23 protein-coding genes and 2 tRNA genes are annotated in these 26436 nt (G+C 64.7%); 19 read left to right on the top strand and 6 right to left on the bottom strand.

Annotation, left to right across the window (positions count from 1 at the left end):
* Positions 1–161 precede the first annotated feature (161 nt).
* The 5 genes from RPPS3_RS15230 to RPPS3_RS15210 all read right to left on the bottom strand — a co-directional run bounded on the left by RPPS3_RS15230 (position 162) and on the right by RPPS3_RS15210 (position 6761).
* Positions 162–238, bottom strand: a tRNA-Val gene (locus RPPS3_RS15230).
* Between the two features lie 92 nt (positions 239–330).
* Complete coding sequence (locus RPPS3_RS15225) at positions 331–3471, bottom strand: efflux RND transporter permease subunit (protein WP_107344851.1); 3141 nt, start codon at positions 3469–3471, stop codon at positions 331–333.
* Between the two features lie 28 nt (positions 3472–3499).
* A complete protein-coding gene (locus RPPS3_RS15220) occupies positions 3500–4744 on the bottom strand; it encodes an efflux RND transporter periplasmic adaptor subunit (protein ID WP_107344850.1) in 1245 nt (414 codons plus the stop codon).
* Positions 4745–4899: 155 nt separating this feature from the next.
* On the bottom strand, positions 4900–6198 hold the full coding sequence (pepT, locus tag RPPS3_RS15215) for a peptidase T (protein WP_107344849.1): 1299 nt from the start codon (positions 6196–6198) through the stop codon (positions 4900–4902).
* Between the two features lie 251 nt (positions 6199–6449).
* Positions 6450–6761 carry an HU family DNA-binding protein gene (locus RPPS3_RS15210; protein WP_011158502.1) on the bottom strand — a complete coding sequence of 104 codons (312 nt, stop codon included), beginning with the start codon at positions 6759–6761 and terminating at the stop codon, positions 6450–6452.
* Positions 6762–7013: 252 nt separating this feature from the next.
* Between RPPS3_RS15210 and RPPS3_RS15205 the strand changes: the two genes are divergently transcribed.
* Positions 7014–7090: transfer RNA gene (locus tag RPPS3_RS15205), tRNA-Asp, on the top strand.
* Between the two features lie 493 nt (positions 7091–7583).
* On the opposite strand, the gene RPPS3_RS15200 is transcribed toward RPPS3_RS15205, so the two are convergent.
* Positions 7584–7778, bottom strand: a complete 195-nt coding sequence (locus RPPS3_RS15200) for a hypothetical protein (RefSeq protein ID WP_107344848.1) — start codon at positions 7776–7778, stop codon at positions 7584–7586.
* 311 nt (positions 7779–8089) lie between these two features.
* Between RPPS3_RS15200 and RPPS3_RS15195 the strand changes: the two genes are divergently transcribed.
* Genes RPPS3_RS15195 through RPPS3_RS15110 form a run of 18 tightly spaced genes read left to right on the top strand, consistent with a single transcriptional unit; the run spans position 8090 to position 26426 of the window.
* Complete coding sequence (locus RPPS3_RS15195; RefSeq protein WP_011158501.1) at positions 8090–8455, top strand: NADH-quinone oxidoreductase subunit A; 366 nt, start codon at positions 8090–8092, stop codon at positions 8453–8455.
* Positions 8446–9063: a NuoB/complex I 20 kDa subunit family protein gene (locus RPPS3_RS15190; RefSeq protein ID WP_408018706.1), complete on the top strand. Its 618-nt coding sequence runs from the start codon at positions 8446–8448 to the stop codon at positions 9061–9063. The genes RPPS3_RS15195 and RPPS3_RS15190 overlap by 10 nt, the downstream gene beginning before the upstream one ends.
* A 13-nt stretch (positions 9064–9076) precedes the next feature.
* Positions 9077–9691: an NADH-quinone oxidoreductase subunit C gene (locus RPPS3_RS15185; RefSeq protein ID WP_107344846.1), complete on the top strand. Its 615-nt coding sequence runs from the start codon at positions 9077–9079 to the stop codon at positions 9689–9691.
* 51 nt (positions 9692–9742) lie between these two features.
* Entirely contained in the window at positions 9743–10951 is a 1209-nt protein-coding gene (locus RPPS3_RS15180) for an NADH-quinone oxidoreductase subunit D (protein WP_107344845.1), read from the top strand.
* The gene (locus tag RPPS3_RS15175; RefSeq protein ID WP_107344844.1) at positions 10948–11919 is read left to right on the top strand and encodes an FkbM family methyltransferase; all 972 of its coding nucleotides are present in this window, start codon (positions 10948–10950) and stop codon (positions 11917–11919) included. The genes RPPS3_RS15180 and RPPS3_RS15175 overlap by 4 nt, the downstream gene beginning before the upstream one ends.
* Positions 11920–11921: 2 nt before the next feature.
* Entirely contained in the window at positions 11922–12671 is a 750-nt protein-coding gene (gene nuoE / locus RPPS3_RS15170; protein WP_107344843.1) for an NADH-quinone oxidoreductase subunit NuoE, read from the top strand.
* Complete coding sequence (locus RPPS3_RS15165) at positions 12668–12883, top strand: hypothetical protein (RefSeq protein WP_107344842.1); 216 nt, start codon at positions 12668–12670, stop codon at positions 12881–12883. Before nuoE ends, RPPS3_RS15165 begins: the two co-directional genes overlap by 4 nt.
* A gap of 18 nt (positions 12884–12901) precedes the next feature.
* The gene (gene nuoF / locus RPPS3_RS15160; RefSeq protein WP_107344841.1) at positions 12902–14227 is read left to right on the top strand and encodes an NADH-quinone oxidoreductase subunit NuoF; all 1326 of its coding nucleotides are present in this window, start codon (positions 12902–12904) and stop codon (positions 14225–14227) included.
* A gap of 5 nt (positions 14228–14232) precedes the next feature.
* Positions 14233–16308, top strand: coding sequence for an NADH-quinone oxidoreductase subunit NuoG (gene nuoG, locus RPPS3_RS15155; protein ID WP_107344840.1), 2076 nt, complete (start codon positions 14233–14235; stop codon positions 16306–16308).
* Positions 16309–16317: 9 nt separating this feature from the next.
* Entirely contained in the window at positions 16318–17343 is a 1026-nt protein-coding gene (nuoH, locus tag RPPS3_RS15150; RefSeq protein ID WP_012496375.1) for an NADH-quinone oxidoreductase subunit NuoH, read from the top strand.
* A 7-nt stretch (positions 17344–17350) separates the two neighbouring features.
* On the top strand, positions 17351–17839 hold the full coding sequence (gene nuoI, locus RPPS3_RS15145; protein ID WP_011158491.1) for an NADH-quinone oxidoreductase subunit NuoI: 489 nt from the start codon (positions 17351–17353) through the stop codon (positions 17837–17839).
* Between the two features lie 9 nt (positions 17840–17848).
* The gene (locus tag RPPS3_RS15140; RefSeq protein ID WP_107344839.1) at positions 17849–18487 is read left to right on the top strand and encodes an NADH-quinone oxidoreductase subunit J; all 639 of its coding nucleotides are present in this window, start codon (positions 17849–17851) and stop codon (positions 18485–18487) included.
* Positions 18484–18795: an NADH-quinone oxidoreductase subunit NuoK gene (gene nuoK / locus RPPS3_RS15135; RefSeq protein ID WP_107344838.1), complete on the top strand. Its 312-nt coding sequence runs from the start codon at positions 18484–18486 to the stop codon at positions 18793–18795. The genes RPPS3_RS15140 and nuoK overlap by 4 nt, the downstream gene beginning before the upstream one ends.
* Positions 18796–18854: 59 nt before the next feature.
* The gene (nuoL, locus tag RPPS3_RS15130) at positions 18855–20972 is read left to right on the top strand and encodes an NADH-quinone oxidoreductase subunit L (protein WP_107344837.1); all 2118 of its coding nucleotides are present in this window, start codon (positions 18855–18857) and stop codon (positions 20970–20972) included.
* Positions 20973–22490: an NADH-quinone oxidoreductase subunit M gene (locus tag RPPS3_RS15125; RefSeq protein WP_199851741.1), complete on the top strand. Its 1518-nt coding sequence runs from the start codon at positions 20973–20975 to the stop codon at positions 22488–22490.
* Positions 22491–22509: 19 nt separating this feature from the next.
* Positions 22510–23949 carry an NADH-quinone oxidoreductase subunit NuoN gene (nuoN, locus tag RPPS3_RS15120; RefSeq protein WP_107344836.1) on the top strand — a complete coding sequence of 480 codons (1440 nt, stop codon included), beginning with the start codon at positions 22510–22512 and terminating at the stop codon, positions 23947–23949.
* Positions 23950–24756: a biotin--[acetyl-CoA-carboxylase] ligase gene (locus RPPS3_RS15115; RefSeq protein WP_107344835.1), complete on the top strand. Its 807-nt coding sequence runs from the start codon at positions 23950–23952 to the stop codon at positions 24754–24756.
* Positions 24756–26426 carry a ribonuclease J gene (locus RPPS3_RS15110; RefSeq protein ID WP_107344834.1) on the top strand — a complete coding sequence of 557 codons (1671 nt, stop codon included), beginning with the start codon at positions 24756–24758 and terminating at the stop codon, positions 26424–26426. The genes RPPS3_RS15115 and RPPS3_RS15110 overlap by 1 nt, the downstream gene beginning before the upstream one ends.
* Positions 26427–26436 lie beyond the last annotated feature (10 nt).

Here is a 26436-nt window from a genome sequence, read left to right as displayed (position 1 = left end):
CTTGGCCGATCCCTAACGGCGTCTCCGGACGTTCGGAGATCGTTCACCAGTGGAGAACAATTTTCTCTGGGTCGGCGAGCAGAAGTCTGCTGGCGTCACCGCGTCGAGCGCTGGAGGTGGGCGGCAGACGCCGGGAGCCTCGGGCAGCGGCGCGAGAACCATGGTGGGCGGCGAGAGATTCGAACTCCCGACCCTCTCGGTGTAAACGAGATGCTCTAACCAGCTGAGCTAGCCGCCCGCCGCGCCTATCTACCGCGTGGGCCATGGTCTGTGCAAGGCAGGCTGGACCGGCGCAGGGCCGATCCAGCTTTGCGGTGGCCTCGGCGGCCCTTAGCTCTCGGCCCGCGAGGCCGCAGGCTCGCGCCGTGTCCCCATCCGCTGCAGCACCGCGAAGAACGCCGGGACGAACAGCACGGCGAGGCCGGTCGAGGCCAGCATGCCGGCCACCACTGCGACGCCGAGCGAGACGCGGGCGCCGGCACCGGCGCCGGTCGCGAGCGCCAGCGGTAGCATGCCGAAGATGAAGGCGAACGAGGTCATCAGGATCGGGCGGAACCGCAGCCGCGCTGCTTCCACCGCAGCCTCGGCCACCGGCATGCCCTCGATACATTTCTCGCGCGCGTATTCGACGATCAGAATCGCGTTCTTTGCCGCGAGCGCGATCAGCAGCACGATGCCGATCTGGGTGTAGAGATCGTTCGGCAGGCCCGACCATTCCAGCGCCGCGACGGTGCCGAGCAGGGTCAGCGGCACGGCGAGGATCACCGCCAGCGGCTGTAGCCAGCTTTCGTATTGTCCGGCGAGCACGAAATACACCAGCAGCAGCGCGACCGCGAACACGTAGTAGATCTGATTGCCGACCACCTGCTCCTGATACGACATCCCGGTCCACGCCGTGCCCATCGACGAGGGCAGCGACTTGGCGGCGACTTCGCTCATCAGCGACATCGCTTCGCCGGAGCTGAAGCCGGCCGCCGGGCTGCCGACCAGCGTCGCGGCGGGGTACAGGTTGTACAGCGTGATCAGCGGCGGGCCGACTTCGTCGGTCAGGTACGCGACCGCGCCGACCGGCACCATCTGGCCATTGCTGCCCTTGACCTTCAGTTTCAACACGTCGTCTGGCCGCAGCCGGAACGGCGCGTCGCCCTGGACGTAGACCTGGAACACGTTGTTGAACTTGGTGAACTGGTTGACGTAGGTCGAGCCGAGATAGCTTTCGACGGCGGAGAACACTTGGCCGACGGTGACGCCGAGCGTCTCCGCCTTCATCCGGTCCACCACCAGGCGGAGCTGCTTGACGTTGCCCTTGAAGGTCGAGGCCGCGTGGGTGATGCCGCTCTGGGTCGAGGCGTTGGCGGCGAGCTGTTCGGTGGCGTTCTGCAGCGCCAGGAAGTCCGAACTGCCGTTCTTCATCTCCACCATCATGGTGAAGCCGCCGGTGTTGCCGATGCCCTGGATCGGCGGCGGCAACAGCACCAGCGCAGTTGCGGTGTCGAGCTGGCCGAGCGCGGCGCGCACCTTGGCGGCGATCGCATCGATGCTGAGATCCTTGGTCTTGCGCTGATCCCAGTCGTGCAGCACCACGTACAGCATGCCGGCGTTGTACATCGTGGCGTTATTGTCGAGCGGCGAGACGCCGGAGACGCCGATCACGCTTTCCACGCCCGGAGTCTTGCGCACCAATTCGACCGCCTTGGCGACCGCGGCGTCGCTGCGCCCGGCGGAGGCCGCATCCGGCAGCTTCAGGCTGATGATGAAATAGCCCTGATCTTCCGAGGGCAGGAAGGCTGTCGGCACCCGCGACACGCCATAGAACGCGACCCCGACCAGCACCAGGCCGACGATCGTGGTCAGGATGCTGAACGCCACCAGGCGGCGGATCAGCGCCGCATACACCGCCTCGCAGCGCGCATACACCGCGTTGAAGATGCGATAGACGATGCCGCGCTGTTCCGGCGGCACCGGCGCGCGCAGCCATAGCGCGCATTGCGTCGGCTTCAGCGTCACCGCATTCACCGCCGAGATGAGCGCGGTGGCGGCGATCACCAGCGCGAATTGCTGATACATCTTGCCGGTGAGGCCGGGCAGGGCGGCGGCGGGCAGGAACACCGCCATCAGCACCAGCGTGATGCCGATGATCGGACCGAACAGCTCCGACATCGCCTTCACTGCGGCTTCGCGGCTCGACATGCCGCCGGCGATGTGCCGGGACACGCCTTCGACGATGACGATGGCGTCGTCGACCACGATGCCGATCGCCAGCACCAGCGCGAACAGGCTGGTGGTGTTGACGGTAAAACCCATCGCCGACATTGCCGCGAACGCGCCGATGATCGTCACTGGCACGGTGGTGGCGGGGACCAGCATCGCCCGCCAGTCCTGCAGGAACATCAGGATCACCACCAGCACCAGCACGGCGGCGATGAGGAGCGTTTCGTAGACCTCGTTGACCGAAGCGGTGATGAACTTGGTGCTGTCGAACGACACCTTGTAGTCGAGGCCGGCCGGGAACGAGCCCGCCATTTCCTTCATCTTGGCGTTGACCGCCTGCGCCACCGATAGCGCATTGGCGCCCGAGAGCAGCGAGATCGCGATTGCGGCCGAGGGCTTGCCGTCGAGGGTGGCGTTTTGGCCGTAAGAGGAGGCGCCGAGTTCGACGCGGCCGATGTCGCCGATCCGCACCAGCTGGCCGCCGCCCTGGTCGACCGCTTTGACCACGATCTTCTCGAAATCGGTCGCTTCGTTGAAGCGCCCGACGACATCGAGCGCATATTGGAAATTGACGATCGAGGGGGCCGGCGGGCCGCCGACCAGGCCGGCGGTGACCTGGTTGCTCTGCTGCTTCACGGCGCTGATCACGTCGCTCGGCGTCAGGCCGTAGCTTTGCAGCTTGTCGGGATCGAGCCAGATCCGCATTGCGTAGGATCCGGAGCCGAGCACCGAGACGTCGCCGACGCCGGGCAGCCGCGCCAGTTCGTTCTGGATATTGATCTTGGCGTAGTTGGCGAGAAACAGATTGTCGTAGCGGCCGTCCGACGAATACAGGCTGACGAACTGCAGAATCGCCGTCGACTTCTTCTTGATGTTGAGGCCTTGGGTCGAGACCGAGGTCGGCAATTGCGCGCTGGCGAGCGACACCCGGTTCTGCACCAGCACCTGCGCCATGTTCGGGTCGGTGCCGATGTCGAAGGTGACGATCAGGCTGTAGCTGCCGTCGCTGGCGCTGGTCGACTGCATGTAGATCATGCCCTCGACGCCGTTGACTTGCTGCTCGATCGGCAGCGCCACCGAATCCATCACGGTGCGCGCGCTGGCGCCCGGATAGGTCGCGGTGACCGACACCGTCGGCGGCACCACGTCGGGATACTGCGACACCGGCAGTCGCATCAGCGCCAGGGCGCCGAGCAGGACGATGAGGAAGGCGAGGGTGTTGGACAACACCGGCCGTTCGATGAAGAAGCGCGAGAACATGGGCAACGCCTCGTGAGGGCCGGTGGACTCAGGGTTTCGCGGTGCCGGATTCGGCTCCAGGGTTCAGAGCAGCGGGGGCCGGTGTTGGCGCCGTCGGGGCGGCCGCCATCGCTCCGGCGACCGGCGCGACGGTGTTGCCGGCGATCGCGCGCTGGATCGCGCCGATCACCACCCGGTCGTCGGCCTTCAGGCCCTTGGTGATGACCCGAAGCTGTCCTTCCTGCGGGCCGAGCGTGACTTGGCGCTGCTCGACCACGTCGCCGGCCCCGACCACCATCACGTAGCTGCCGGTCTGGTTGGACATCACCGCGGTGTCGTTGATCAACAGCGCGTCGTCGAGCTTGCCGACCGCGACGCGAACTCGCACGAACAGGCCGGGCACCAGCGCCACATCCTTGTTCGGCAGCGTACCGCGGAGCTGCAGCGTTCCGGTCGACGGATCGACCTGCGGCGCGATGTAGTCGACCTTGCCGGCATATTGGAACGAGGTGTCCGACGACAGCGCGACCTGGATCGGCATTTCCAGCCGTTCTTCACGCATGTCCTTCAGCGTCTTGCCGCGTTTGGCGAGCGCGTCGCGCAGATTGATCTGCTGCTGCTCGGTGATGTTGAAATACACGTACAGCGGATCGACCTGGAGAATGGTGGCGAGCTTGGTCGGGCCTGCCGATCCGACCAGGGTGCCGACGTTGACCAGGCGCCGGGTCACCACACCGTCGAACGGCGCCGTCACCGTGGTGTAGCCGAGCGAGGTTTTGGCCAGTGCCAGCGACGCCTGCGCGGCTGCGACCTGGGCGTTGGCCGCTGCCAGATTGGTCTGGGCGTCGTCGACGTTGCGCTGCGAGGCGACGTCTTTCTGGCCGAGGATCGATTGCCGGTCGGCTTCGCGTTGGGCGTTGGCCTGCTTGGCTTTGGCGCCGTCGAGCTGGGCCTGTTGCAGGTCGACCTGCGCCTGGTATTGGGCCTTCTCGATCTTGAACAGCTCGCGATCCTTCTTGACCGCTTCACCGTCGAGATAATCGATGCTCTCGATAAAGCCCTGCACCCGCGCTTCGAGATCGACCGAGGCGACCGGCGAGGTGTTGCCGGTGAATTCCGCATAGAGCGTCACGGGCGCCTGTGTCGGCTTGGCGACGGTGACCTTAGCGGGTGGCGGCGCGGCGTATTTGTTCTCTTCCTTGCAGCCCGCGAGGAGGAGGGGCGCGCCTGCGATCAGCGCAGCGATCCCGACCCGTCGAGTAGACGCCAAAGATGCGAAGCGGGCGCAAATCATCCGAATGTCTCCGTGTCGCGCGCAGGCAGATCGTTGCGGCACGGGAACTCAGAACTGATTCCTCGGTGGTGGTCCAACGATTGGGACAAAATCGTGGCTGCTCTGCGCATCGTCGGATGCCCGGCGGAGCTCCGACGGCCTCTCGCTAGCTCGTGCTAGGCCTGCTCTTCGAAGATCGTCGCCAGATGCACGATGGTCTCGACCGCCTTCTCCATGTCCTGACGGCTGACCCATTCCAGACGGGAGTGGAAGGCGTGCTCGCCGGCGAACACGTTCGGGCAGGGCAGGCCCATGAACGACAGCCGCGCACCATCGGTACCACCTCGGATCGCGGCGGTGACCGGCGTAAGGCCGGCACGGCGGATCGCTTCGCGGGCGTTCTCGACCAGCTCGGGATGGCGGTCGAGCACCTGCTTCATGTTGCGATATTGCGGCTGGATCTCGATCCTGGCGCGCGAGCGCGGATAATCCAGCATCACCTCTTCGACGATGCTCTGCAGCAGCGTCTCCTTGTCCTTCAGCCCGGCCTCGGTGAAATCGCGGACGATGAAGCTGACGCTGGCTTTCTCCAGCGTGCCGGTGATTCCGATCGGATGCAGGAAGCCTTCGCGTCCTTCGGTCGTCTCCGGCGAGCAGCCGGTCTTGGGCAGCCGCTCTATGATCGCGGCGGCGATCTTGATGGCGTGCTCGATCTTGCCCTTGGCGAATCCCGGATGGGCGCTGACGCCTTCGATGGTGATCAGCGCGCTGTCGGCCGAAAACGTCTCGTCCTCGATGTGACCGGCGCTTTCGCCGTCCATGGTGTAGGCGAAATCGGCGCCGAGCTTGGCGAGATCGACCTTATCGACGCCGCGGCCGATTTCTTCGTCCGGGGTGAACAGGATCTTGAGCGTGCCGTGCTTGATCTCCGGGTGCGCCAGCAGAAACCGCGCCGCATCCATGATCTCGGCGACGCCTGCCTTGTTGTCGGCGCCGAGCAGGGTGGTGCCGTCGCTGGTGACGATGTCGTGGCCGATCTGATCCGACAGCGCCGGATGCTCCGCCCGTCGAATCACCTGTGAGGAATCACCCGGCAGGACTATGTCGCCACCCTGATAGTCCTTCCACACCTGTGGTTTGACACCGGCGCCTGAACAATCGGGTGAGGTGTCCATGTGGGCGCAGAAGCAGATCACCGGGACGTTCTGCTTCGCGGTGGTCGAAGGAATCGTCGCGTAGACGTAGCCGTGCTGGTCGAGATGCGCGTCGGCGAGTCCCAATTCGCGCAGCTCCTGCGCCAGCAGCGCGCCGAGGTCTTTTTGCTTTTCTGTGGACGGGCAGGATTCGGAATGCGGGTCCGATTGGGTGTCGATGGTGACGTAGCGGAGAAAACGCTCCAACACGGTGAAGTCGAAGTTAATCGCGGTCACGTCCGAACTCCCTTGCAGGCTTGCAGCACCCGAACGCGGGACCATGCGCTTCGGGCACGCGGCATTCCTGTTGATATCCGGTCCTGACCTGCGGCGCGACCCAGGGAGCGGCGTGCTGCGCCGCCAAAAAGAAACGGCAGGCGGGGCGGATGCCCGAGCCTGCCGTTCTTCAATCTGAACTGGAGCTCCGATCCCGATCCGATCAGGACCTGCACTCCAGCGCATTGCTGCGACGAGCGTTTTTCACGGACCCGGGACAACCGAGTCGCCCGTTGAAAAACGCTCTGGAAGCAGAATCAGATCGCTTCCTTGAGTTCCTTGGCGGCGCGGAACGCCACCTTCTTGGAGGCCTTGATCTGGATCTGCTCGCCGGTGGCCGGGTTGCGGCCCATGCGGGCGGCGCGCTTGCGAACCTGGAGGATGCCGAGGCCGACGATCCGGATGCGCTCACCCTTCTTCAGGTGCTTGGTGATGCGGGTCACCATGTCGCCCAGAATGGCTTCGGTCTGCTTCTTCGACAGCTCGTGCTCTTCCGCGAGCGCCGCTGCGAGATGCTTCAAGGTCACCGTCGCCGGCGTCGCGGATTTGGCAACTGCTTTCTTCGCCATATAGCCCTCCTGCTGTGTGTGGCGGCTTAGAAACTAAGACGTAGCAGGGCTTAGACGATTCGGGTGGGCGCTGCCTACGTCGTTTGCCCCGTAAACAGCGCATTATTTGCATTCGGGTGTCGAAAAATGCCGACATTAAAGGCGAAATGCAAAGGCTGTGCACGAGAATGGGAATCTCTGCCTCAAGCCGCTTGACTTGGGGGAGCGAGCCCTTTAATTCGACCGCCACTGCGGCGGTTGACGCAAAACCACGCGGGAGTAGCTCAGTTGGTTAGAGCGCCGGCCTGTCACGCCGGAGGTCGCGGGTTCGAGCCCCGTCTCTCGCGCCACTTCGCCAAGATGGCGATTGGCGCACTGCAGTCCCCCTCTGAAACCTCCTGAAGTTCACAGCGATCTCATCGCGGTCCGATGCTGTTTGCCGTCTGGGCCTCAGAGCCCGACCGGAAATGCGGGCAAGACATTCAAAGGCTTTCACAAGCCGTCCCATTGACGATTAGTTTCGTCATGGCCGGGCTTGTCCAAGCCATCCGCGCCTTTTCTCGCCGTTTCGCTGCAAGACGTGATGCCCGCCACGAGGCCGGGCATGACGGATGGAAACGAAAGTGCTCGATTTCATTGCCAGCATGTCCAGTCGGGCTCTCAGGCTGAGTCTGCGCGGGTCTCTGGCTCGATCCGCGGATAGCAGGCGAGGGCACTGACGCGCGCTGGCGCGGATGTATCGAGAATGCTTGCTGTTTGCATCTGGCAGGTATGCAAAAGGCCGCCGAGGTGGCGGCCTTCTCAACCCTCTGTTACCGCTGATGCGCGGTCGGGGATGTGTGGCTATCTCACTGTCGAGCGGCCAGCGTCCGTGACGGTCATCTGCTTGGTGGCCTTGATGACCTGGGCCGTCTGGCTGTCGGCTGCGGTGGTGCGGGCTGTAATTCCCAGCGCTGCTACGCTGATACCTGCGATGAGAGCCACCACCACGATCTTCAGGTGGGTCGCACGATCCGCTGAATGCAAAGAGTGGTTCATCGCTGCCTCCCCGCGGCGCTTGTTGTTGCCGCGTCGACAAACGGACGATAGCCTTGCGTGTGTTTCAGGAAAGTTTCGCCGGTTCCGAAAATGGTTTCGTCCGCGCTGCGTATGGTTTCTAACGCGTTGACGAGTTCGGTTGTGAATGATGAGTCACGAATTCGTGCAGGTGAGGATCGGATTCACGCCGAGGACCTCGGTCTTGCCACAGCTTGGCTTGCGCCCCCTGTTGCACTGCGCTAAGCGGTAGAACAATTCAAATGCGAACGAGTCTGCGGCAGCGCAACAGCCGCGGGGTTAGGGAACGGGTGATGAGTGGCATTCTGTCTAACTACCTGCCAATCGTCGTTTTTATCATCGTTGCGGCTGGTTTGAGCTTCGTTTTGCTGGTGGCGCCGTTCGCGGTGGCGTATCAGCAACCGGACCCCGAGAAGCTCTCCGCCTATGAATGCGGATTCAATGCTTTCAGCGATGCCCGCATGAAATTCGACGTCAGATTCTACCTCGTCGCCATTCTGTTCATCATCTTCGACCTCGAAGTCGCATTTCTGTTTCCGTGGGCGGTCGCCTTCGGCAAGCTGGGCGCGACCGGCTTCTGGTCGATGATGGTATTCCTTGGCGTCCTGACCGTCGGCTTTGCCTACGAATGGAAGAAGGGCGCGTTGGAATGGGATTGAGGCCTGAAACGATGCAGCCGACGCCGTCGCAATATCCGACCGGCGCGCAGCCGCTGATCGCGCGGCCCGCCACCGGCATCATCGACCCCAACACCGGCAAGCCGGTCGGGGCGGACGATCCGTTCTTCCTCAACGTCAACCGCGAGCTGTCCGACAAGGGCTTCTTCGTCGCCGCGACCGATGACCTGATCACCTGGGCGCGCACCGGCTCGCTGATGTGGATGACGTTCGGTCTCGCCTGCTGCGCCGTCGAGATGATGCAGCTGTCGATGCCGCGTTACGATGCCGAGCGGTTCGGCTTCGCGCCGCGTGCGTCGCCGCGTCAGTCCGACGTGATGATCGTTGCCGGTACGCTGACCAACAAGATGGCCCCGGCGCTGCGCAAGGTTTACGACCAGATGCCGGAGCCGCGCTACGTGATCTCGATGGGATCGTGCGCCAACGGCGGTGGCTACTATCACTATTCGTATTCCGTGGTGCGCGGCTGCGACCGCATCGTCCCGATCGACATCTATGTGCCCGGCTGTCCGCCCACCGCCGAAGCGCTGCTGTACGGCGTGATGCTGTTGCAGAAGAAAATCCGGCGGACCGGCACTATCGAACGCTGAAGAAGGCTGTTTCATGGACGACAACGGGCTCGACACCCTGGGTCAGACGATCGTCGGCGCCTTGCCGGGAATCGCGACCGGTCACTCCGTCGCGTTCGGTCAGCTCACGCTGACCGTCGATGCCGGCAAAATCGTGGAGGTGATGCGGCTGCTGCGCGACGATCCGCGTTTCCGCTTCATCAGCTTCATCGACATGACCGCGGTCGATTATCCGGGGCGCGCGGAGCGGTTCGAGATCGTCTACCACCTGCTGTCGCCGAAGCTGAACGAGCGGGTCCGGGTGAAGGCCGAAGTCGGCGAGACCACGCTGGTGCCGTCGATCATCGACGTTTTCCCCGGCGCCGACTGGTTCGAGCGCGAAGCCTACGACCTCTACGGCATCATCATCACCGGTCATCCCGATATGCGCCGGCTGCTGACTGATTATGGTTTCGAAGGTCATCCGCTGCGCAAGGATTTTCCGCTGACCGGGTTCGTCGAGGTTCGTTACGACGACGACCAGAAGCGGGTGATCTACGAGCCGGTGCGGCTCAATCAGGAGTTCCGTAAGTTCGACTTCCTATCGCCCTGGGAAGGGGCTGACTATCCGGTCCTTCCCGGAGACGAGAAGGCGGGAGTGAAGTCGTGACCTCGTTCGCTGTTCGTAATTCGCTATTCGCTTTGACGCGGAGCCCGCTCCATGGCTGACGCTGCTGCTCCCGACGCTGCCAGCGTCCGCAACTTCACTATCAACTTCGGCCCGCAGCATCCGGCGGCGCACGGCGTGCTGCGTCTGGTGCTGGAGCTCGACGGCGAGGTGGTCGAACGGGTCGATCCGCATATCGGCCTTCTGCATCGCGGCACCGAGAAGCTGATCGAGCAGAAGACCTACCTGCAGGCCATTCCGTATTTCGATCGGCTCGACTACGTCGCGCCGATGAACCAGGAGCACGCATTCTGCCTCGCGGTGGAAAAGCTGCTGGGGATCGCGGTGCCGCGCCGCGCGCAACTGATCCGCGTGCTGTATGCCGAGATCGGCCGTATCCTGTCGCATCTGCTCAACGTCACCACGCAGGCGATGGACGTCGGCGCGCTGACCCCGCCGCTGTGGGGCTTCGAAGAGCGCGAAAAGCTGATGATGTTTTACGAGCGAGCATCCGGCAGCCGGATGCACGCGGCGTATTTCCGCGTCGGCGGCGTGCATCAGGATCTGCCACCGAAGCTGGTCGACGATATCGACGCCTGGTGCGACGCATTCCCGGCGGTGGTCGACGATCTCGACCGGCTGCTCAGCGACAACCGCATCTTCAAGCAGCGCAACGTCGATATCGGTGTGGTGACGCTGGATCAGGCCTGGGCGTGGGGCTTCTCCGGCGTGATGGTGCGCGGCTCGGGCGCAGCCTGGGACCTGCGCAAGGCGCAGCCTTACGAGTGCTACGCCGAACTCGATTTCGAAGTGCCGATCGGCAAGAACGGCGACTGCTACGACCGCTACCACATCCGCATGGAAGAGATGCGGCAGGCGGTGCGGATCATGAAGCAGTGCATTGCCAAGTTGCGCGAGCCGGCCGGGCAGGGGCCAGTCGTCGTCGACGACCACAAGATCTTCCCGCCGCGCCGCGGTGAGATGAAGCGGTCGATGGAAGCGCTGATCCATCACTTCAAGCTGTACACCGAGGGCTTCCACGTCCCGGCCGGCGAAGTCTATGCCGCGGTCGAAGCGCCGAAAGGCGAGTTCGGCGTGTATCTGGTCTCGGACGGCACCAACAAGCCGTACAAGTGCAAGATCCGCGCGCCGGGCTTTGCTCACTTGCAGGCGATGGACTTCCTCAGCCGCGGCCATCTGCTCGCCGACGTCTCGGCGATCCTCGGCTCGCTCGACATCGTGTTCGGAGAGGTCGATCGGTGAACGCACCCGGGCCCATCCAGTTTGACCGCGCTACCGGCGCTCTTGAGGGCGCCGGCGCCCTCGAGCGCATGGCGGCGTGTGCGCTGGTGATGGGCGCGCGGGTGTCGTCGACCTTCTCGTATCGCGGCTACAACGCCGCGGCGAATTTGATGCGCAAGGCGCTGCCGGAGCGCGATATCGCGATCAAGCTCAATCCCGACGCGACCTTCGTGTTTCCCTACGGCGACGGCTATTGGAGCAAGCTGCTGCAGCGCGATTACTCTTACGAGATCGAGCTGGACCTGTTGTTCCGCGACGCCGCCGACGTCGACTACACGCTGGTCGATTGCGGTGCGAATTACGGCTACTGGTCGGTGCTGGTGTCGAGCGCGCCATTCGGTGCGCATCGCACCCTGGCGATCGAACCGTCGAGCCAGAACTTCGCGCGGTTGACGCACAATGCGCAGGTCAACGGCAACCGGTTCTCGGTAATGAAGTGTGCGGTCGGCGCCGCGCGCGGCACCGCGAAACTGTCGGGCACCAAGCACGAGGCCTTCAGCATCGCCGGCAAGCCCGACGCCGACGGCGAGACTGTGCCGGTGATCCGTCTCGATGATCTGATCGACGACGGCCATCTGCCGCTCGGCGGCAAGTACATCGTCAAGCTCGACGTCGAGGGTGTCGAGATCGACGCGATCCGCGGCGGCGAGCGGCTGCTCGCTGAAGACACCGCGATCCTGTGCGAAGAGCACGGCAGCGACCGCGATCACAAGGTGTCGCGCTTCATCCTCGAACACACTCCGCTGAAGCTGGTCGTGTACGACCCGCAAAGCAATCGCTACGAGGCCGTAGTCGACCTCGGCATTCTCGACCGGATCAAGGTCGCGTCGAATGTCGGCTACAACGTCGTCGGAACCGCAAGCGCGTTCTGGCAGGCCCGGATCCAACACCTGAATGCGAGCGTGGCGCAGCGCTCGGCGAGAAACTGAGCATGTCCGTTCGTCGTCTGGCACCGAAAGAGCTGCAACCCGAGAGCTTCGCGTTCACCGCGGAAAATCTCGCCTGGGCGCAGAAGGAAATCACCAAGTATCCGCCGGGCCGGCAGTTCTCGGCGGTGATCGCTATCATGTGGCGGGCGCAGGAACAGTGCGGCGGCTGGCTGCCGGAAGCGGCGATCCGCACCGTCGCCGACATGCTGCAGATGCCGCATATCCGCGCGCTGGAAGTGGCGACCTTCTACACGATGTTCCAGCTCAACCCGGTCGGCAAGAAGGCCCATGTGCAGGTTTGCGGCACGACGCCGTGCCGGCTGCGCGGTGCCGGCGAGCTGATCGAGGTCTGCAAGAACCGGATCCACCACGACCCGTTCCATCTGTCGGCCGACGGCGACTTCTCCTGGGAGGAGGTCGAGTGCGCCGGCGCCTGCGTGAACGCGCCGATGGTACAGATCTGGAAGGATACCTACGAGGACCTGACGCCCGAGACGCTGAACAAGGTGCTGGACGGCTTCGCCAGCGGCAATCCGCCGGCGCCGGGCCCGCAGAATGGCCGGCAGCACGCGGCACCGATTACCGGCCCGACCACGCTGAAGACGGGTGGTATCAACGTATCGCCGGTCGACGCCAACGGGCCGCCCTTGACCGATGACGAGGCGAAGCGGGCGGGGGCGGCTGCCAACGTCCAGGAACGCCCCGCGCCCAAGCCGCCCGCAGCAGACGCCACCGAGAAGAACCCGCCATGACGACGCCCGCCCCGGTGGGGCGCGCCGTCGCGGAAAGCGCGAGAGCCATGCCGATCCCCGTTTACATGCTGCTGCACGGTGTCGCCGCCGCAGCGTTCATATTTCTGCTGCAGCGCTACGCGCTCGGTGCAACACTCCAATCGAGCGTGATCTGGGCGCTAACCTTCGGGGGTTGCGCTACCGGGCTCGCTTACATGCAATCCAAACGCTGACAGGGAACGCCGCAAGCCATGCTGGACGACAAGGACCGCATCTTCCGGAACCTGTACGGTCTCGACGACTGGACGCTGAAGGGCGCGCGCCGTCGCGGCGCGTGGGAAGGTACCAAGGCGATCATCGACAAGGGCCGCGACTGGATCATCAACGAGATGAAGGCGTCGGGCTTGCGCGGCCGCGGTGGCGCCGGCTTCCCGACCGGCCTGAAATGGTCCTTCATGCCGAAGGACAATGCCGACGGCCGGCCGAGCTATCTGGTCGTCAACGCCGACGAGTCCGAACCCGGCACCTGCAAAGACCGCGAGATCATGCGCCACGACCCGCACACGCTGGTCGAAGGCTGTCTGGTCGCGGGCTGCGCGATGGGCGCCCACACCGGCTACATCTACGTGCGCGGCGAGTTCATCCGCGAACGCGAGCGGCTGCAGGCGGCGATCGACCAGGCCTATGAGGCCAAGCTGATCGGCAAGGACAACGTCCACGGCTATCCGTTCGATCTCTACGTCGCCCACGGCGCCGGCGCTTACATCTGCGGTGAAGAAACCGCGCTGCTCGAGAGCCTCGAGGGCAAGAAGGGCCAGCCGCGGCTGAAGCCGCCGTTCCCGGCGAACGTGGGTCTGTTCGGCTGCCCGACCACCGTGAACAACGTCGAGTCGATCGCGGTTGCGCCGGACATCCTGCGCCGCGGTGCGGCGTGGTTCTCGTCGATTGGCCGTGCCAACAACGTTGGGACCAAGCTTTACGGCATCTCCGGCCACGTCAACACGCCCTGCGTCGTCGAAGAGGCGATGGGCATTCCGTTCCGCGAGCTGATCGAAAAGCACGGCGGCGGCATTCGTGGCGGCTGGGACAATCTGCTGGCGATCATTCCCGGCGGCGCGTCGTGCCCGCTGATCCCGGCGGCCGATTGCCAGGACCTGATCATGGACTTCGACGGCACCCGCGCGGTGAAGTCCAGCTTCGGCACCGCCGGCGTGATCGTGATGGACAAGTCGACCGACGTTGTCGCGGCGATCGCGCGTATCAGCTACTTCTTCAAGCACGAAAGCTGCGGCCAGTGCACGCCGTGCCGCGAAGGCACCGGCTGGATGTGGCGCGTGCTCGACCGCATGGTTGAAGGCCGCGCCCATAAGCGTGAAATCGACATGCTGCTCGAAGTGACCAAGCAGGTCGAAGGCCACACCATCTGCGCGCTCGGCGATGCCGCGGCCTGGCCGATCCAGGGCCTGATCCGCGCCTTCCGCCCCGAGATCGAGCGCCGCATCGACGACTTCTCGCGCAAGGCCACGCTCGACGATCAGGGCGTGCTCGATCCGGCGCACATGCAAGCGGCGGAGTGACTGCCATGATCAAGATCATCGTCGACGGCAAGGAAGTCGAAGTTCCGCCGGAGTACACGCTGCTGCAGGCCTGTGAGTCCGCCGGCGCCGAAATTCCGCGGTTCTGTTACCACGAACGACTGTCGATCGCCGGCAACTGCCGGATGTGTCTGGTCGAACTGAAGGGCACGCCGAAGCCGGTGGCGAGCTGCGCCTGGGGCGTGCGCGACTGCCGTCCGGGCCCGAACGGCGAGCCGCCGGAGATCTCGACCAAATCGCCGATGGTCAAGAAGGCACGCGAAGGCGTGATGGAGTTCCTGCTGATCAACCATCCGCTCGACTGCCCGATCTGCGATCAGGGCGGCGAGTGCGATCTGCAGGACCAGGCGATGGGCTACGGCGTCGACCAGAGTCGGTTCGCCGAGAACAAGCGCGCGGTCGAGGACAAGTATCTCGGCGTGCTGGTCAAGACCTCGATGACCCGCTGCATCCAGTGCACCCGCTGCGTGCGCTTCGCCGCGGAGATCTGCGGCGTGCCGGAAATGGGCGCGATCGGCCGCGGCGAGGATATGGAGATTACCACCTATCTCGAGCGGGCGCTGACCTCGGAGCTGCAGGGCAACCTGGTCGACATCTGCCCGGTCGGTGCGCTGACGTCCAAGCCGTATGCCTTCGCGGCGCGGCCTTGGGAGCTCGGCAAGACCCAGTCGGTCGACGTGATGGACGGCGTCGGTTCGGCCATCCGCGTCGATACCCGCGGACGCGAAGTGATGCGCATCCTGCCGCGCGTCAATGAGGCGATCAACGAGGAGTGGATCTCCGACAAGACCCGCCACGTCGTCGACGGCCTGCGCACGCAGCGGCTCGACCGGCCTTACGTTCGTGAGGGCGGCAAGCTGAAGCCGGCGAGCTGGCAGCAGGCGTTCGCCGCGATCAAGGCCAAGCTCGACGGCACGTCGGCCAAGAAGATCGGCGCGATCGCCGGCGATCTCGCCGCGGTCGAAGAGATGTTCGCGCTGAAGCAGCTGCTCGCCAAGCTCGGCTCGACCAACGTCGCGGCCCAGAACGTCGCGGCGTTCGATCCGAAGGCCGGCCGCGCCAGCTACATCTTCAATCCGGGCATCGTCGGCATCGAGCAGGCCGATGCGGTGCTGATCATCGGCTCCGATCCGCGCAAGGAAGCGGCAATCCTCAACGCCCGCATCCGCAAGCGCTGGCGGGCCAGCGGCATGCCGATCGGTGTGATCGGCGACCAGGCCGAGCTGACCTATCACTACAACTATCTCGGCGCCGGCACCGACACGCTGAACGACCTGATCGCCGGCAAGCTCGGCTTCGCCGAGACGCTGAAGAACGCCAAGCGTCCGATCATCCTGGTCGGTGCGGCGGCGACTGCGCGTCGCGACGGCGCGGCGATCCTGTCGCTGGCCGCCAAGCTCGCCGCCGACGTCGGCGCGCTCGACGACGGCTGGAACGGCTTTGCGGTGCTGCATCCGGCAGCCTCCAGCGTCGGCGCGCTCGACATCGGCTTCGTGCCGGGAGCAGGCGGGCTGGGCGCAGCTGAGATGGCGACGGCCGGCGGCGTCGACGTGCTGTTCTCGCTCGGCGCCGACGAGGTCAAGGTGCCGGACGGCGCGTTCGTGGTTTATATCGGCACCCATGGCGATCGCGGCGCACACCGCGCCGACGTGATCCTGCCGGGCGCCGCTTACACCGAGAAGTCCGGCATCTACGTCAACACCGAAGGCCGCGTGCAGATCGCCAATCGGGCTTCGTTTCCGCCGGGCGATGCGCGCGAGGACTGGGCGATCCTGCGGGCGCTGTCCGAAGCGGTCGGCGCCAAGCTGCCCTACGACTCGCTGGCGGCGCTGCGCAAGGCGCTGTTCGCCGAGGTGCCGCATCTGATGCGGGTCGATCAAATCGAGGCCGGCGATCCGGCCGATCTGCGCAAGCTGGCGGCCGCCGGCGGCAGCGTCGAAAAGACGCCGTTCAAGCCGGTGATCGCCGATTTCTACATGACCAACCCGATCGCGCGGGCGTCCGCGGTGATGGCGGAATGTTCCCGCCTTGCGTCGGGGCAATTGCTGACGGCGGCGGAGTAGGCGGGACCCATGGCTGAATTCTTCGCGACCAACCTGTGGCCGCTGCTCGTGGTGATCGGGCAGAGCGTGCTGCTGTTGGTCATCCTCCTGATCGCGATCGCCTACATCCTGCTCGCCGACCGTAAGATCTGGGCGGCGGTGCAAATCCGTCGCGGCCCGAACGTGGTCGGACCGTGGGGCCTGCTGCAGTCGTTTGCCGACTTGCTGAAGTTCGTCCTCAAGGAGCCGACCATTCCGGACGGCGCCAACAAGGGCCTGTTCCTGCTGGCGCCGCTGGTGACCTGCGTGCTGGCGCTCGCGGCCTGGGCGGTGATTCCGGTGAATGCCGGCTGGGTGATCGCCGACATCAACGTCGGCGTGCTCTACATCCTCGCGGTGTCGTCACTGTCGGTGTACGGCATCATCATGGCGGGCTGGTCGTCGAACTCGAAGTACCCGTTCCTCGCCGCGCTGCGCTCGGCCGCGCAGATGGTGTCGTACGAAGTCTCGATCGGCTTCGTGGTGATCTGCGTGCTGCTGTGCGTCGGCTCGCTGAACCTGACCGCGATCGTCGAGGCCCAGGACGGCAAGTGGGGCATGCTCGGCTGGTACTGGCTGCCGCTGTTCCCGATGTTCGTGGTGTTCTACGTCTCGGCGCTGGCCGAAACCAACCGCCCGCCGTTCGACCTCGTCGAAGCGGAGTCGGAACTGGTCGCCGGCTTCATGGTCGAATACTCGTCGACCCCGTATCTGCTGTTCATGCTCGGCGAGTACGTGGCGATCGTCACGATGTGCGCGATGGGCACGATCCTGTTCCTCGGCGGATGGTTGCCGCCGGTGCCTTACGCGCCCTTCACCTGGGTGCCGGGCATCGTCTGGTTCTCGCTGAAGCTGCTGTTCATGTTCTTCCTGTTCGCGATGGCGAAGGCGATCGTGCCGCGCTACCGCTACGACCAGTTGATGCGGCTGGGCTGGAAGGTGTTCCTGCCGCTGTCGCTGGCGATGGTGGTGATCGTGGCGTCGGTCCTGCAGTTCGCCGGCCTGGCACCGAAATGAGGCTTCGATGAACGTCACCGCTACCGCCCGTTCGCTGCTTCTGACCGAGTTCGTATCGGCGTTTTTCCTCGCCATGCGTTACTTCTTCAAACCGAAGCCGACGATCAATTATCCTTTCGAGAAGAACCCGATCTCTCCGCGGTTCCGCGGCGAGCATGCGCTGCGCCGTTATCCCAACGGCGAGGAGCGCTGCATCGCCTGCAAGCTGTGCGAGGCGGTGTGCCCCGCGCAGGCGATCACCATCGAGGCCGGTCCGCGCCGCAACGACGGCACCCGCCGCACGGTGCGCTACGACATCGACATGGTGAAGTGCATCTATTGCGGGTTCTGCCAGGAGGCGTGCCCGGTCGACGCGATCGTCGAGGGGCCGAACTTCGAGTTCGCCACCGAGACCCGCGAAGAATTGTACTACGACAAGGCCCGCCTGCTGGCCAACGGCGACCGCTGGGAACGCGAAATCGCCAAGGCCATCTCCCTCGACGCGCCGTACCGGTGAGCTGACGCCATGTCGATGCCCGTCCTGTTCTTCTATCTCTATGCCGGGGTGGCGATCGCCGCCGCGGTGATGGTCGTGGTCGCCCGCAACCCGGTGCACTCCGCGCTGTTCCTGATCCTGGTGTTCGTCAACGCCGCCGGCATGTTCGTGCTGATGGGCGCCGAATTCCTGGCGATGATCCTGATCGTCGTCTATGTCGGCGCCGTCGCGGTGCTGTTCCTGTTCGTGATCATGATGCTGGATGTCGACTACAGCCAGCTGCGCGAAGGCTTCCTCGAATATCTGCCGTTCGGCCTGTTGATCGGCTTCATCTTCCTGGCCGAGCTGCTGCTGCTGGCCGGCGGCTGGGTGATCAGCCCGACCGTGACCAAGGCGGTGACGTCGCCGATTCCGACCGGCGTCTCCAACACCGAGGCGCTCGGCCTCGTGCTCTATACCCGGTACATCCACTACTTCCAGGTGTCGGGCATGGTGCTGCTGGTGGCGATGGTCGGCGCGATCGTGCTGACGCTGCGCCACAAGAAGAAGGTCAAGCGGCAGGATATCGCCGCGCAGAACGCCCGCTCCAAGGAGACGGCGATGGCGATCCGCCACGTCAAGCCGGGGCAGGGCCTGTCCGACAACGATGCTGCGGAGTGGGTGCGATGAACGAGATCGGTCTCGGCCATTTCCTGTCGGTCGCCGCGGTGCTGTTTACGCTCGGCACGCTCGGCATCTTCCTGAACCGCAAGAACGTCATCATCATCCTGATGTCGATCGAGCTGATGCTGCTCGCCGTCAACATCAACCTGGTGGCATTCTCGATCTACCTGAATGACATCGTCGGCCAGGTTTACGCGCTGCTGGTGCTCACCGTCGCAGCCGCGGAGGCCGCGATCGGCCTTGCGGTGCTGGTGGTGTTCTTCCGCAACCGCGGCACCATCGCGGTGCAAGATATCAACTTGATGAAGGGCTAGGGCATGATCGGCAATCGTTTGCGGATTGACGGCATGTCCGGGGGGCTGAAGGCGCGCGCATGATCCAGGCTATCGTATTCCTGCCGCTTGTCGGCGCGCTGATCGCGGCCGTCATTGCGCTGGTGGGCGCCCACGCCCGCAACCCGAGCGGCGACACCGTCGAGCATCACGATGATCACGGCCATGGCCACGACGCCCATGGCCACGACGCACATGGCCACGCGGCGCACGGCCATGATGCTCATGCGCATGAGGCTCATGGTCACGACGACCACGCGCACGACGATCACGCTCACGGTCCGGTCGAACCGGCCGCTGCCGGCTCGCGTCTTGCCGAGATCGTCACCACGACGCTGCTGCTGATTTCCTGCGCGCTGTCCTGGGTGACGCTGGTCGAAGTCGGCTTCATGCACCACGATTCACGCGTAGCGTTGTTGCCGTGGATCAATTCCGGCGAGCTGCAGGTCGCCTGGGCGCTGCGCGTCGACACGCTCACTGCGGTGATGCTGGTGGTGGTGACGACGGTGTCGTCGCTCGTCCACCTGTATTCGATCGGCTACATGCACGAGGATCCGCATCGGCCGCGGTTCTTTGGCTATCTGTCGCTGTTCACCTTCGCGATGCTGATGCTGGTGACCGCCGACAACCTGCTGCAGCTGTTCTTCGGCTGGGAAGGCGTCGGTCTGGCGAGCTACCTGCTGATCGGGTTCTGGTACCAGAAGCCGTCGGCCAACGCCGCCGCCATCAAGGCTTTCGTGGTCAACCGCGTCGGCGACTTCGGCTTCCTGCTCGGCATCTTCACGGTGTTCGTGTTGGTCGGCTCGACCGATTTCGACACCATCTTCTCGGCGGCGCCGGGCCTGACCGGCAAGACCATCAACTTCTTCGGCTGGCACGCCGACGCACTGACGCTGGCCTGCCTGATGCTGTTCATGGGTGCGATGGGCAAGTCGGCGCAGTTCCTGCTGCACACCTGGCTGCCGGACGCGATGGAAGGCCCGACCCCGGTGTCGGCGCTGATCCACGCCGCGACCATGGTCACCGCCGGGGTGTTCATGGTGGCGCGGATGTCGCCGCTGTTCGAACTCGCCCCGAATGCGCAGGCCGTGGTGATGTTCTTCGGCGCCACCACCGCGTTCTTCGCGGCGACGATTGGTCTGGTCCAGAACGACATCAAGCGGATCGTGGCGTATTCGACCTGCTCGCAGCTCGGCTACATGTTCGTGGCGATGGGGGCGGGCGCTTACTCGGTCGGCATGTTCCACCTGTTCACGCACGCCTTCTTCAAGGCGCTGCTGTTCTTGGGCGCCGGCTCGGTGATCCACGCGATGCATCACGAGCAGGACATCCGCAACATGGGTGGCCTGAAGGACCGCATCCCGTTCACCTACGGCGTGATGCTGATCGGCACCCTGGCGCTGACCGGCTTCCCGCTGACCGCAGGCTACTTCTCGAAGGACGCGATCATCGAGGCGGCGTTCGTCTCGAAGAACCCGCTGGCGTTCTACGGCTTCCTGATGACCGTGGTCGCCGCGCTGCTGACCTCGTTCTATTCGTGGCGCCTGGTGTTCAAGACCTTCCACGGCGAGCCGCACGATCGGAAGCATTACGAGGCGGCGCATGAGAGCCCGCTGGTGATGACGATCCCGCTGTTCGTGCTCGCCTTCGGCGCGCTGGCGGCCGGCTATCCGTTCAAGGAGCTGTTCGCCGGTCACGGCATCGAGGAATTCTTCCGCTCGTCGCTGAAGATGCACCCGCACATCATCGAAGAGATGCACCACATCCCGGCCTGGATCGCGTTGCTGCCGACGGTGATGATGGTGGTGGGCTTCCTGGTGTCCTGGTTCTTTTACATCCGGCGCCCGGATATCCCGATGGAGCTGGCCAGCCAGCATCGGCTGCTCTACCAGTTCCTGCTCAACAAGTGGTACTTCGACGAGTTGTACGAGATCATCTTCGTGCGTCCGGCGAAGTGGATCGGTCGCCAGCTCTGGAAGAAGGGCGATGGCATGCTGATCGACGGCTTCGGCCCCGACGGCATCTCCGCCCGGGTGCTCGACGTCACCCGCGGGGTGGTCCGGATGCAGACCGGCTACCTCTACCACTACGCATTCGCGATGCTGATCGGCGTGGCCGGTCTGATCACCTGGTTCATCCTCGGCTTGGGGGGCCGGTAAATGTCGGCTTCGATCATGACCTGGCCGGTGCTGTCGGTCGTTACGTTCCTGCCGGTGCTCGGTGCGGCACTGGTCTATCTCGCCCGCGGCGAGGACGAGGCGGCGCGGCGTAACGCCCGCTGGATCTCGCTGTGGACCACGCTGATCACCTTCGCGGTGTCGCTGCTGCTGGTGTGGCACTTCGATCCCGCCAACCCTGGCTTCCAGTTCGTCGAAAAGGCGCCCTGGCTCGGCAACACCATCACCTATCACATGGGTCTCGACGGCATTTCGCTGCCGCTGGTGATCCTGACCACCGCGATCATGCCGTTCTGCATCATCGCGAGCTGGCGCTCGGTGACGGTGCGGGTGCGCGAATACATGATCGCGTTCCTGATCCTCGAAACGCTGATGATCGGCACCTTCTCGGCGCTGGATCTGGTGCTGTTCTATCTGTTCTTCGAAGGCGGCCTGATCCCGATGTTCCTGATCATCGGCATCTGGGGCGGTCCGCGCCGGGTGTACGCGTCGTTCAAGTTCTTCCTGTACACGCTGCTCGGCTCGGTCCTGATGCTGCTGGCGATCATGGCGCTGTACTGGAACGCCGGCACCACCGACATTCCGACCCTGATGCGTACCTCGGTCCCGAGCGGTCTGCAGACTTGGGCGTGGCTGGCATTCTTTGCTTCGTTCGCGGTGAAGATGCCGATGTGGCCGGTGCACACCTGGCTGCCGGACGCCCACGTCGAAGCTCCGACAGCAGGTTCGGTCGTGCTGGCCGCGATCCTTCTGAAGATGGGCGGCTACGGCTTCCTGCGGTTCTCGCTGCCGATGTTCCCCGACGCCTCGGTGTATTTCGCGCCGTTGATCTACACCCTGTCGGTGATCGCGATCATCTACACCTCGCTGGTCGCGCTGATGCAGGAGGACATCAAGAAGCTGATTGCGTACTCCTCCGTGGCGCATATGGGCTTCGTCACCATGGGCATCTTCTCCGGCACCACCCAGGGCGTTGCCGGCGCGGTGTTCCAGATGATCAGCCACGGCATCGTGTCGGGCGCGCTGTTCCTCTGCGTCGGCGTCGTCTACGACCGGATGCACACCCGCGAGATCGCCGCCTATGGCGGCCTGGTCAACCGGATGCCGCTGTACGCGCTGGTGTTCATGGTGTTCACCATGGCCAATGTCGGTCTGCCCGGCACCTCCGGCTTCATCGGTGAATTCCTGACGCTGCTCGGCACCTTCCGCGTCAACATCCCGACCGCGACGCTGGCGACCACCGGCGTGATCCTGTCGGCCGGCTACGCGCTGTGGCTGTATCGCAAGGTGGTGTTCGGGGCGATGACTAAGCCGGCGCTCGCCAGCATCAAGGATCTGACCTGGCGCGAAGGTCTGATGATGGCACCGCTGGTGGTTCTGACGATCCTGTTCGGCTTCTATCCGAAGCCGGTGCTCGACATGTCGGCCGCCTCCGTTCAGCAACTCGTCAACAACTACGCCGCCGCCGTGACTGCCGTGAAGGCAGCGGCGCTGCCGTGACCGGCAAGGACTGATCCAGATGAACTTTGAAACAGCCGGTTACCCGCTGCTTCCGATCCTGCCGGAACTGGTTCTGGTGGTGGGGGCGATGCTGCTCCTGATGCTCGGCGCGTATCGCGGGCCGAAGGCCACCGGCACCGTCACGGTGCTGGCGATCCTGCTGCTGGTCGCCACCGGCGCTCTGGAGCTGTTCGCGCTGCCGGCCGGCAAGCTGGTCACCTTCGGCGGCAGCTTCATCGTCGACGATTTCGCCCGCTTCCTGAAGGTGCTGGCGCTGATCGGCTCGGCCGTGACGTTGATCCTGTCGCTCGAAGTGCTGACTCATCCGACGCGGCGGATGTTCGAGTACGCTATCCTGGTGCTGCTGTCGTCTGCCGGCATGCTGCTGCTGATCTCGGCCGGCGACCTGATCATGCTGTATCTCGGCCTCGAACTGATGAGCCTCGCGCTCTACGTGGTCGCGGCCAGCAACCGTCAGGATGCCAAGTCGAACGAAGCCGGCATGAAGTACTTCGTGCTCGGCGCGCTGTCGTCCGGCATGCTGCTGTACGGCGCCTCGCTGATCTACGGCTTCACCGGCACGGTGCAGTTCTCGGGCATTGCGGCTGCGGCCAAGGACGGCAATGTCGGCCTGGTGTTCGGCCTCGTGTTCCTGCTCGCCGGCTTGTGCTTCAAGGTCTCGGCGGTGCCGTTCCACATGTGGACGCCGGACGTTTATGAAGGCGCGCCGACCCCGGTCACCGCGTTCTTCGCCTCGGCGCCGAAAGTGGCGGGCATCGCGATCTTCACCCGGGTCACGCTGACGGCGTTCCCGAGCATCGCGCCGCAGTGGCAGCAGATCGTGATCTTCGTGGCGATCGCCTCGATGGCGCTCGGCTCGTTCGCGGCGATCGGCCAGAAGAACATCAAGCGCCTGATGGCGTATTCGGCGATCGCCAATATCGGCTTCGCGCTGGTCGGTCTGTCGGCCGGCACGGTCGAAGGCGCGCAGGGTGTGATCGTCTACATCTCGATCTATGTGGCGATGACGCTGGGCGCGTTCGCGGTGATCCTGGCGATGCGTCGCAACGGCATGCACGTCGAGAACATCAGCGACTTCGCAGGCCTGTCGCGGACCAATCCGCCGCTGGCGTTCTTCTTTGCGATGCTGCTGTTCTCGTTCGCCGGCATCCCGCCGCTCGCCGGCTTCTTCGCCAAGTTCTATGTGTTCATGGCCGCGATCAAGGCCGGCATGTTCGTGCTGGCTGTGGTCGGCGTCGTCACCAGCGTGGTGGGCGCCTACTACTATCTCGCCATCGTCAAGGTGATGTACTTCGACGAGCCGGCGCCGGGCGTCGATCCGGTGCGGCCGGAGCTGCGCGGCGTCCTGATGGTCGCCGGCCTGTTCAATATGCTGTTCTTCGTCTACCCGGCACCGCTGGTGAACGCAGCAACAGCGGCAGCCAAGTCGCTGTTCTAAATGACAGCGCTGCATCTCGGATCAAAGGCGGCAGCGGCGGGCTATAGGCTCGCCGCTTTCGATTCCACGGGCTCGACCAACGCCGAGGCGCTGACCAGCGCGCGAGCAGGCGAGGCGGGCCCGATGTGGTTCGTCACCACCGAGCAGACCGCCGGCCGCGGCCGGCGCCAGCGCGCCTGGATCGCGCCGCGCGGCAATCTCGCCAGCAGTGTTCTCGAAGTCATGCGAGTGCCGCCCGGCACCGCGGCGACGCTCGGCTTCGCGGCGGGGCTCGCGCTCGAAGCCGCGCTGCAGCAGGTCAGCCTGGAAGCGCGGGCGCGCTCAGGGATCGATTTTGGTTTCCGGCTGAAATGGCCGAACGACGTGCTGGCGTCGGGCAAGAAGCTCGCCGGCATTCTGCTCGAAGCCGAGAATGTCGGTGATCGCCTTGCCGTGGTGGTCGGCATCGGCACCAACGTCATCGCGGCGCCGACCGATACGCCGTATCCGGCGGTCTCGCTGCACGACCTTGGCATTTCGGTGAGCGCGGAGGATTTGTTCGCGGCGCTATCCGACGCCTGGACCGAGCTGCGCAGCATCTGGGACGACGGCCGCGGCTTTCCGGAGATTCGCCGGCGCTGGCTGGAGCGCGCCGCCGGTCTCGGCGAACCGGTGTCGATCCGGTCGGGCGACAGCGCGCTCGAGGGCGTGTTCGACAGCATCGACGACACCGGCTGTCTGATCGTGCGCACCACCGACGGAAGAAGGGTGCCGGTTTCAGCCGGTGACGTGTATTTCAAAGGCGTCGCATCAATGGGAGCGGCGTGATGGCGCGTCCGGACGAGTTTACATTTGCGCCGCTCGGCGGCGTCGGCGAGATCGGCATGAACCTGTCGATCTACGGCCTCGGCAATCGCGCTCAGCGGAGCTGGCTGGCGGTCGACCTCGGCGTGTCGTTCGGCGACGAGGAGCATCTGCCCGGCATTGATTTGATCATGCCGGACATCCGCTTCCTGGAAAAAGAGAAGAAGAACCTGGTCGGCCTGGTGCTGACCCATGCGCACGAGGATCATTTCGGCGCGATCATCGATCTGTGGCCGAAGCTCGGCTGCCCGATCTACGCCACCAAATTCAGCGCCTCGCTGTTCGCCGCCAAGCTGGCGGCCGAACGCACCACGCTGAAGATTCCGATCACCGAAGTGCCGTCGGGCGGCACCATCGATCTCGGCCCGTTCAGCGTCGAGTTCATACCGGTGGCGCATTCGATTCCGGAAAGCCACGCGCTGGCGATCCGCACCTCGGTCGGCACCGTGCTGCACACCGGCGACTGGAAGATCGATCCGACCCCCGTCGTCGGCCCGCCGACCGACGAAGCGCGGCTGCGCCAGCTCGGCGACGAAGGCGTGCTCGCGCTGATCGGCGATTCCACCAATGCGGTGCGCGACGGCCGCTCGCCGTCCGAAGCTGAAGTTGCAGTTTCGCTCGCCGGCCTGATCAAGTCGGCGAAGGGCCGCGTCGCGGTGACGACCTTCGCATCCAATGTCGGCCGTATTCGTGCCGTCGCCGATGCGGCGAAAGCGGCCGGGCGCGAAGTCGTTTTGGTCGGCCGCGCGATGGACCGCGTTGCGCAGGTCGCCCGCGAGACCGGTCATCTCGATGGCGTGCAGAGCTTCCGCGGACCCGAGTATTATGGGCACTTTCCGCCCGACAAGGTGCTGGCGCTGTGCACCGGCAGCCAGGGTGAGCCGCGCGCCGCGCTGGCGCGAATTGCCAGAGACGACCATCCCGAAATCACCCTCAACAAGGGCGACTGCGTGATCTTCTCGTCGCGCACCATTCCGGGCAACGAGAAGGCGGTCGGCAGCATCATCAACGGGCTGGTGACGCAAGGCATCGAAGTGATCACCGATCGCGATCACCTCGTCCATGTCTCGGGCCATCCGCGCCGCGACGAACTGCGCGAGATGATCTCCTGGGTGCGGCCGCAGCTCTTGATCCCGGTGCACGGCGAGGCGCTGCATCTGAACGCACACGCCAAGCTGGCGCGGCAGATGGGCGTGCCGAAGGTGATGACCTGTCGCAACGGCGACCTGATCCGCCTCGGGCCGGGCGATCCGGCGGTGATCGATCAACTGCCGTCGGGCCGGCTCTACAAAGACGGTACAATCCTCGAGCAGGACACCTCGCGCGCCGTGGTCGAGCGCCGCAAGATGGCGTTCGCCGGCTGTGCCTTCGTGGCGTTGGCGTTGACCGAGGCCGGCGAACTTGCCGACGATCCCGAGGTCGATCTGGTCGGCATGCCGGAGAACAACACCGCGGGTGAACCACTCGAAGACATCGTGTTCGATGCCGTGGTTGCCACCGTCGAGGGGCTGCCGCGCGCAAGGCGGCGCGATCCGGACTCCGTGGCGGAATCGGTGCGACGCACGGTCCGCTCGATCGTTCAGGCGGAATGGGGCAAGAAACCTTTGTGCACGGTGCACGTGCTGACGGTTTGAGATAAACACC

This window comes from Rhodopseudomonas palustris (assembly GCF_003031265.1).
Lineage (GTDB): Bacteria > Pseudomonadota > Alphaproteobacteria > Rhizobiales > Xanthobacteraceae > Rhodopseudomonas > Rhodopseudomonas palustris_H.
This window is presented reverse-complemented; position numbering and strand designations above follow the sequence as displayed.

What these genes read in the sequence shown, in the direction of transcription:
- RPPS3_RS15225 (WP_107344851.1), bottom strand. Translation starts at nt 3,471, where the DNA reads ATGTTCTCGCGCTTCTTCATCGAACGGCCGGTGTTGTCCAACACCCTC.
- RPPS3_RS15220 (WP_107344850.1), bottom strand. Translation starts at nt 4,744, where the DNA reads ATGATTTGCGCCCGCTTCGCATCTTTGGCGTCTACTCGACGGGTCGGG.
- pepT (WP_107344849.1), bottom strand. Translation starts at nt 6,198, where the DNA reads ATGGTCCCGCGTTCGGGTGCTGCAAGCCTGCAAGGGAGTTCGGACGTG.
- RPPS3_RS15210 (WP_011158502.1), bottom strand. Translation starts at nt 6,761, where the DNA reads ATGGCGAAGAAAGCAGTTGCCAAATCCGCGACGCCGGCGACGGTGACC.
- RPPS3_RS15200 (WP_107344848.1), bottom strand. Translation starts at nt 7,778, where the DNA reads ATGAACCACTCTTTGCATTCAGCGGATCGTGCGACCCACCTGAAGATC.
- RPPS3_RS15195 (WP_011158501.1), top strand. Translation starts at nt 8,090, where the DNA reads ATGAGTGGCATTCTGTCTAACTACCTGCCAATCGTCGTTTTTATCATC.
- RPPS3_RS15190 (WP_408018706.1), top strand. Translation starts at nt 8,446, where the DNA reads ATGGGATTGAGGCCTGAAACGATGCAGCCGACGCCGTCGCAATATCCG.
- RPPS3_RS15185 (WP_107344846.1), top strand. Translation starts at nt 9,077, where the DNA reads ATGGACGACAACGGGCTCGACACCCTGGGTCAGACGATCGTCGGCGCC.
- RPPS3_RS15180 (WP_107344845.1), top strand. Translation starts at nt 9,743, where the DNA reads ATGGCTGACGCTGCTGCTCCCGACGCTGCCAGCGTCCGCAACTTCACT.
- nuoE (WP_107344843.1), top strand. Translation starts at nt 11,922, where the DNA reads ATGTCCGTTCGTCGTCTGGCACCGAAAGAGCTGCAACCCGAGAGCTTC.
- RPPS3_RS15165 (WP_107344842.1), top strand. Translation starts at nt 12,668, where the DNA reads ATGACGACGCCCGCCCCGGTGGGGCGCGCCGTCGCGGAAAGCGCGAGA.
- nuoF (WP_107344841.1), top strand. Translation starts at nt 12,902, where the DNA reads ATGCTGGACGACAAGGACCGCATCTTCCGGAACCTGTACGGTCTCGAC.
- nuoG (WP_107344840.1), top strand. Translation starts at nt 14,233, where the DNA reads ATGATCAAGATCATCGTCGACGGCAAGGAAGTCGAAGTTCCGCCGGAG.
- nuoH (WP_012496375.1), top strand. Translation starts at nt 16,318, where the DNA reads ATGGCTGAATTCTTCGCGACCAACCTGTGGCCGCTGCTCGTGGTGATC.
- nuoI (WP_011158491.1), top strand. Translation starts at nt 17,351, where the DNA reads ATGAACGTCACCGCTACCGCCCGTTCGCTGCTTCTGACCGAGTTCGTA.
- RPPS3_RS15140 (WP_107344839.1), top strand. Translation starts at nt 17,849, where the DNA reads ATGTCGATGCCCGTCCTGTTCTTCTATCTCTATGCCGGGGTGGCGATC.
- nuoK (WP_107344838.1), top strand. Translation starts at nt 18,484, where the DNA reads ATGAACGAGATCGGTCTCGGCCATTTCCTGTCGGTCGCCGCGGTGCTG.
- nuoL (WP_107344837.1), top strand. Translation starts at nt 18,855, where the DNA reads ATGATCCAGGCTATCGTATTCCTGCCGCTTGTCGGCGCGCTGATCGCG.
- RPPS3_RS15125 (WP_199851741.1), top strand. Translation starts at nt 20,973, where the DNA reads ATGTCGGCTTCGATCATGACCTGGCCGGTGCTGTCGGTCGTTACGTTC.
- nuoN (WP_107344836.1), top strand. Translation starts at nt 22,510, where the DNA reads ATGAACTTTGAAACAGCCGGTTACCCGCTGCTTCCGATCCTGCCGGAA.
- RPPS3_RS15115 (WP_107344835.1), top strand. Translation starts at nt 23,950, where the DNA reads ATGACAGCGCTGCATCTCGGATCAAAGGCGGCAGCGGCGGGCTATAGG.
- RPPS3_RS15110 (WP_107344834.1), top strand. Translation starts at nt 24,756, where the DNA reads ATGGCGCGTCCGGACGAGTTTACATTTGCGCCGCTCGGCGGCGTCGGC.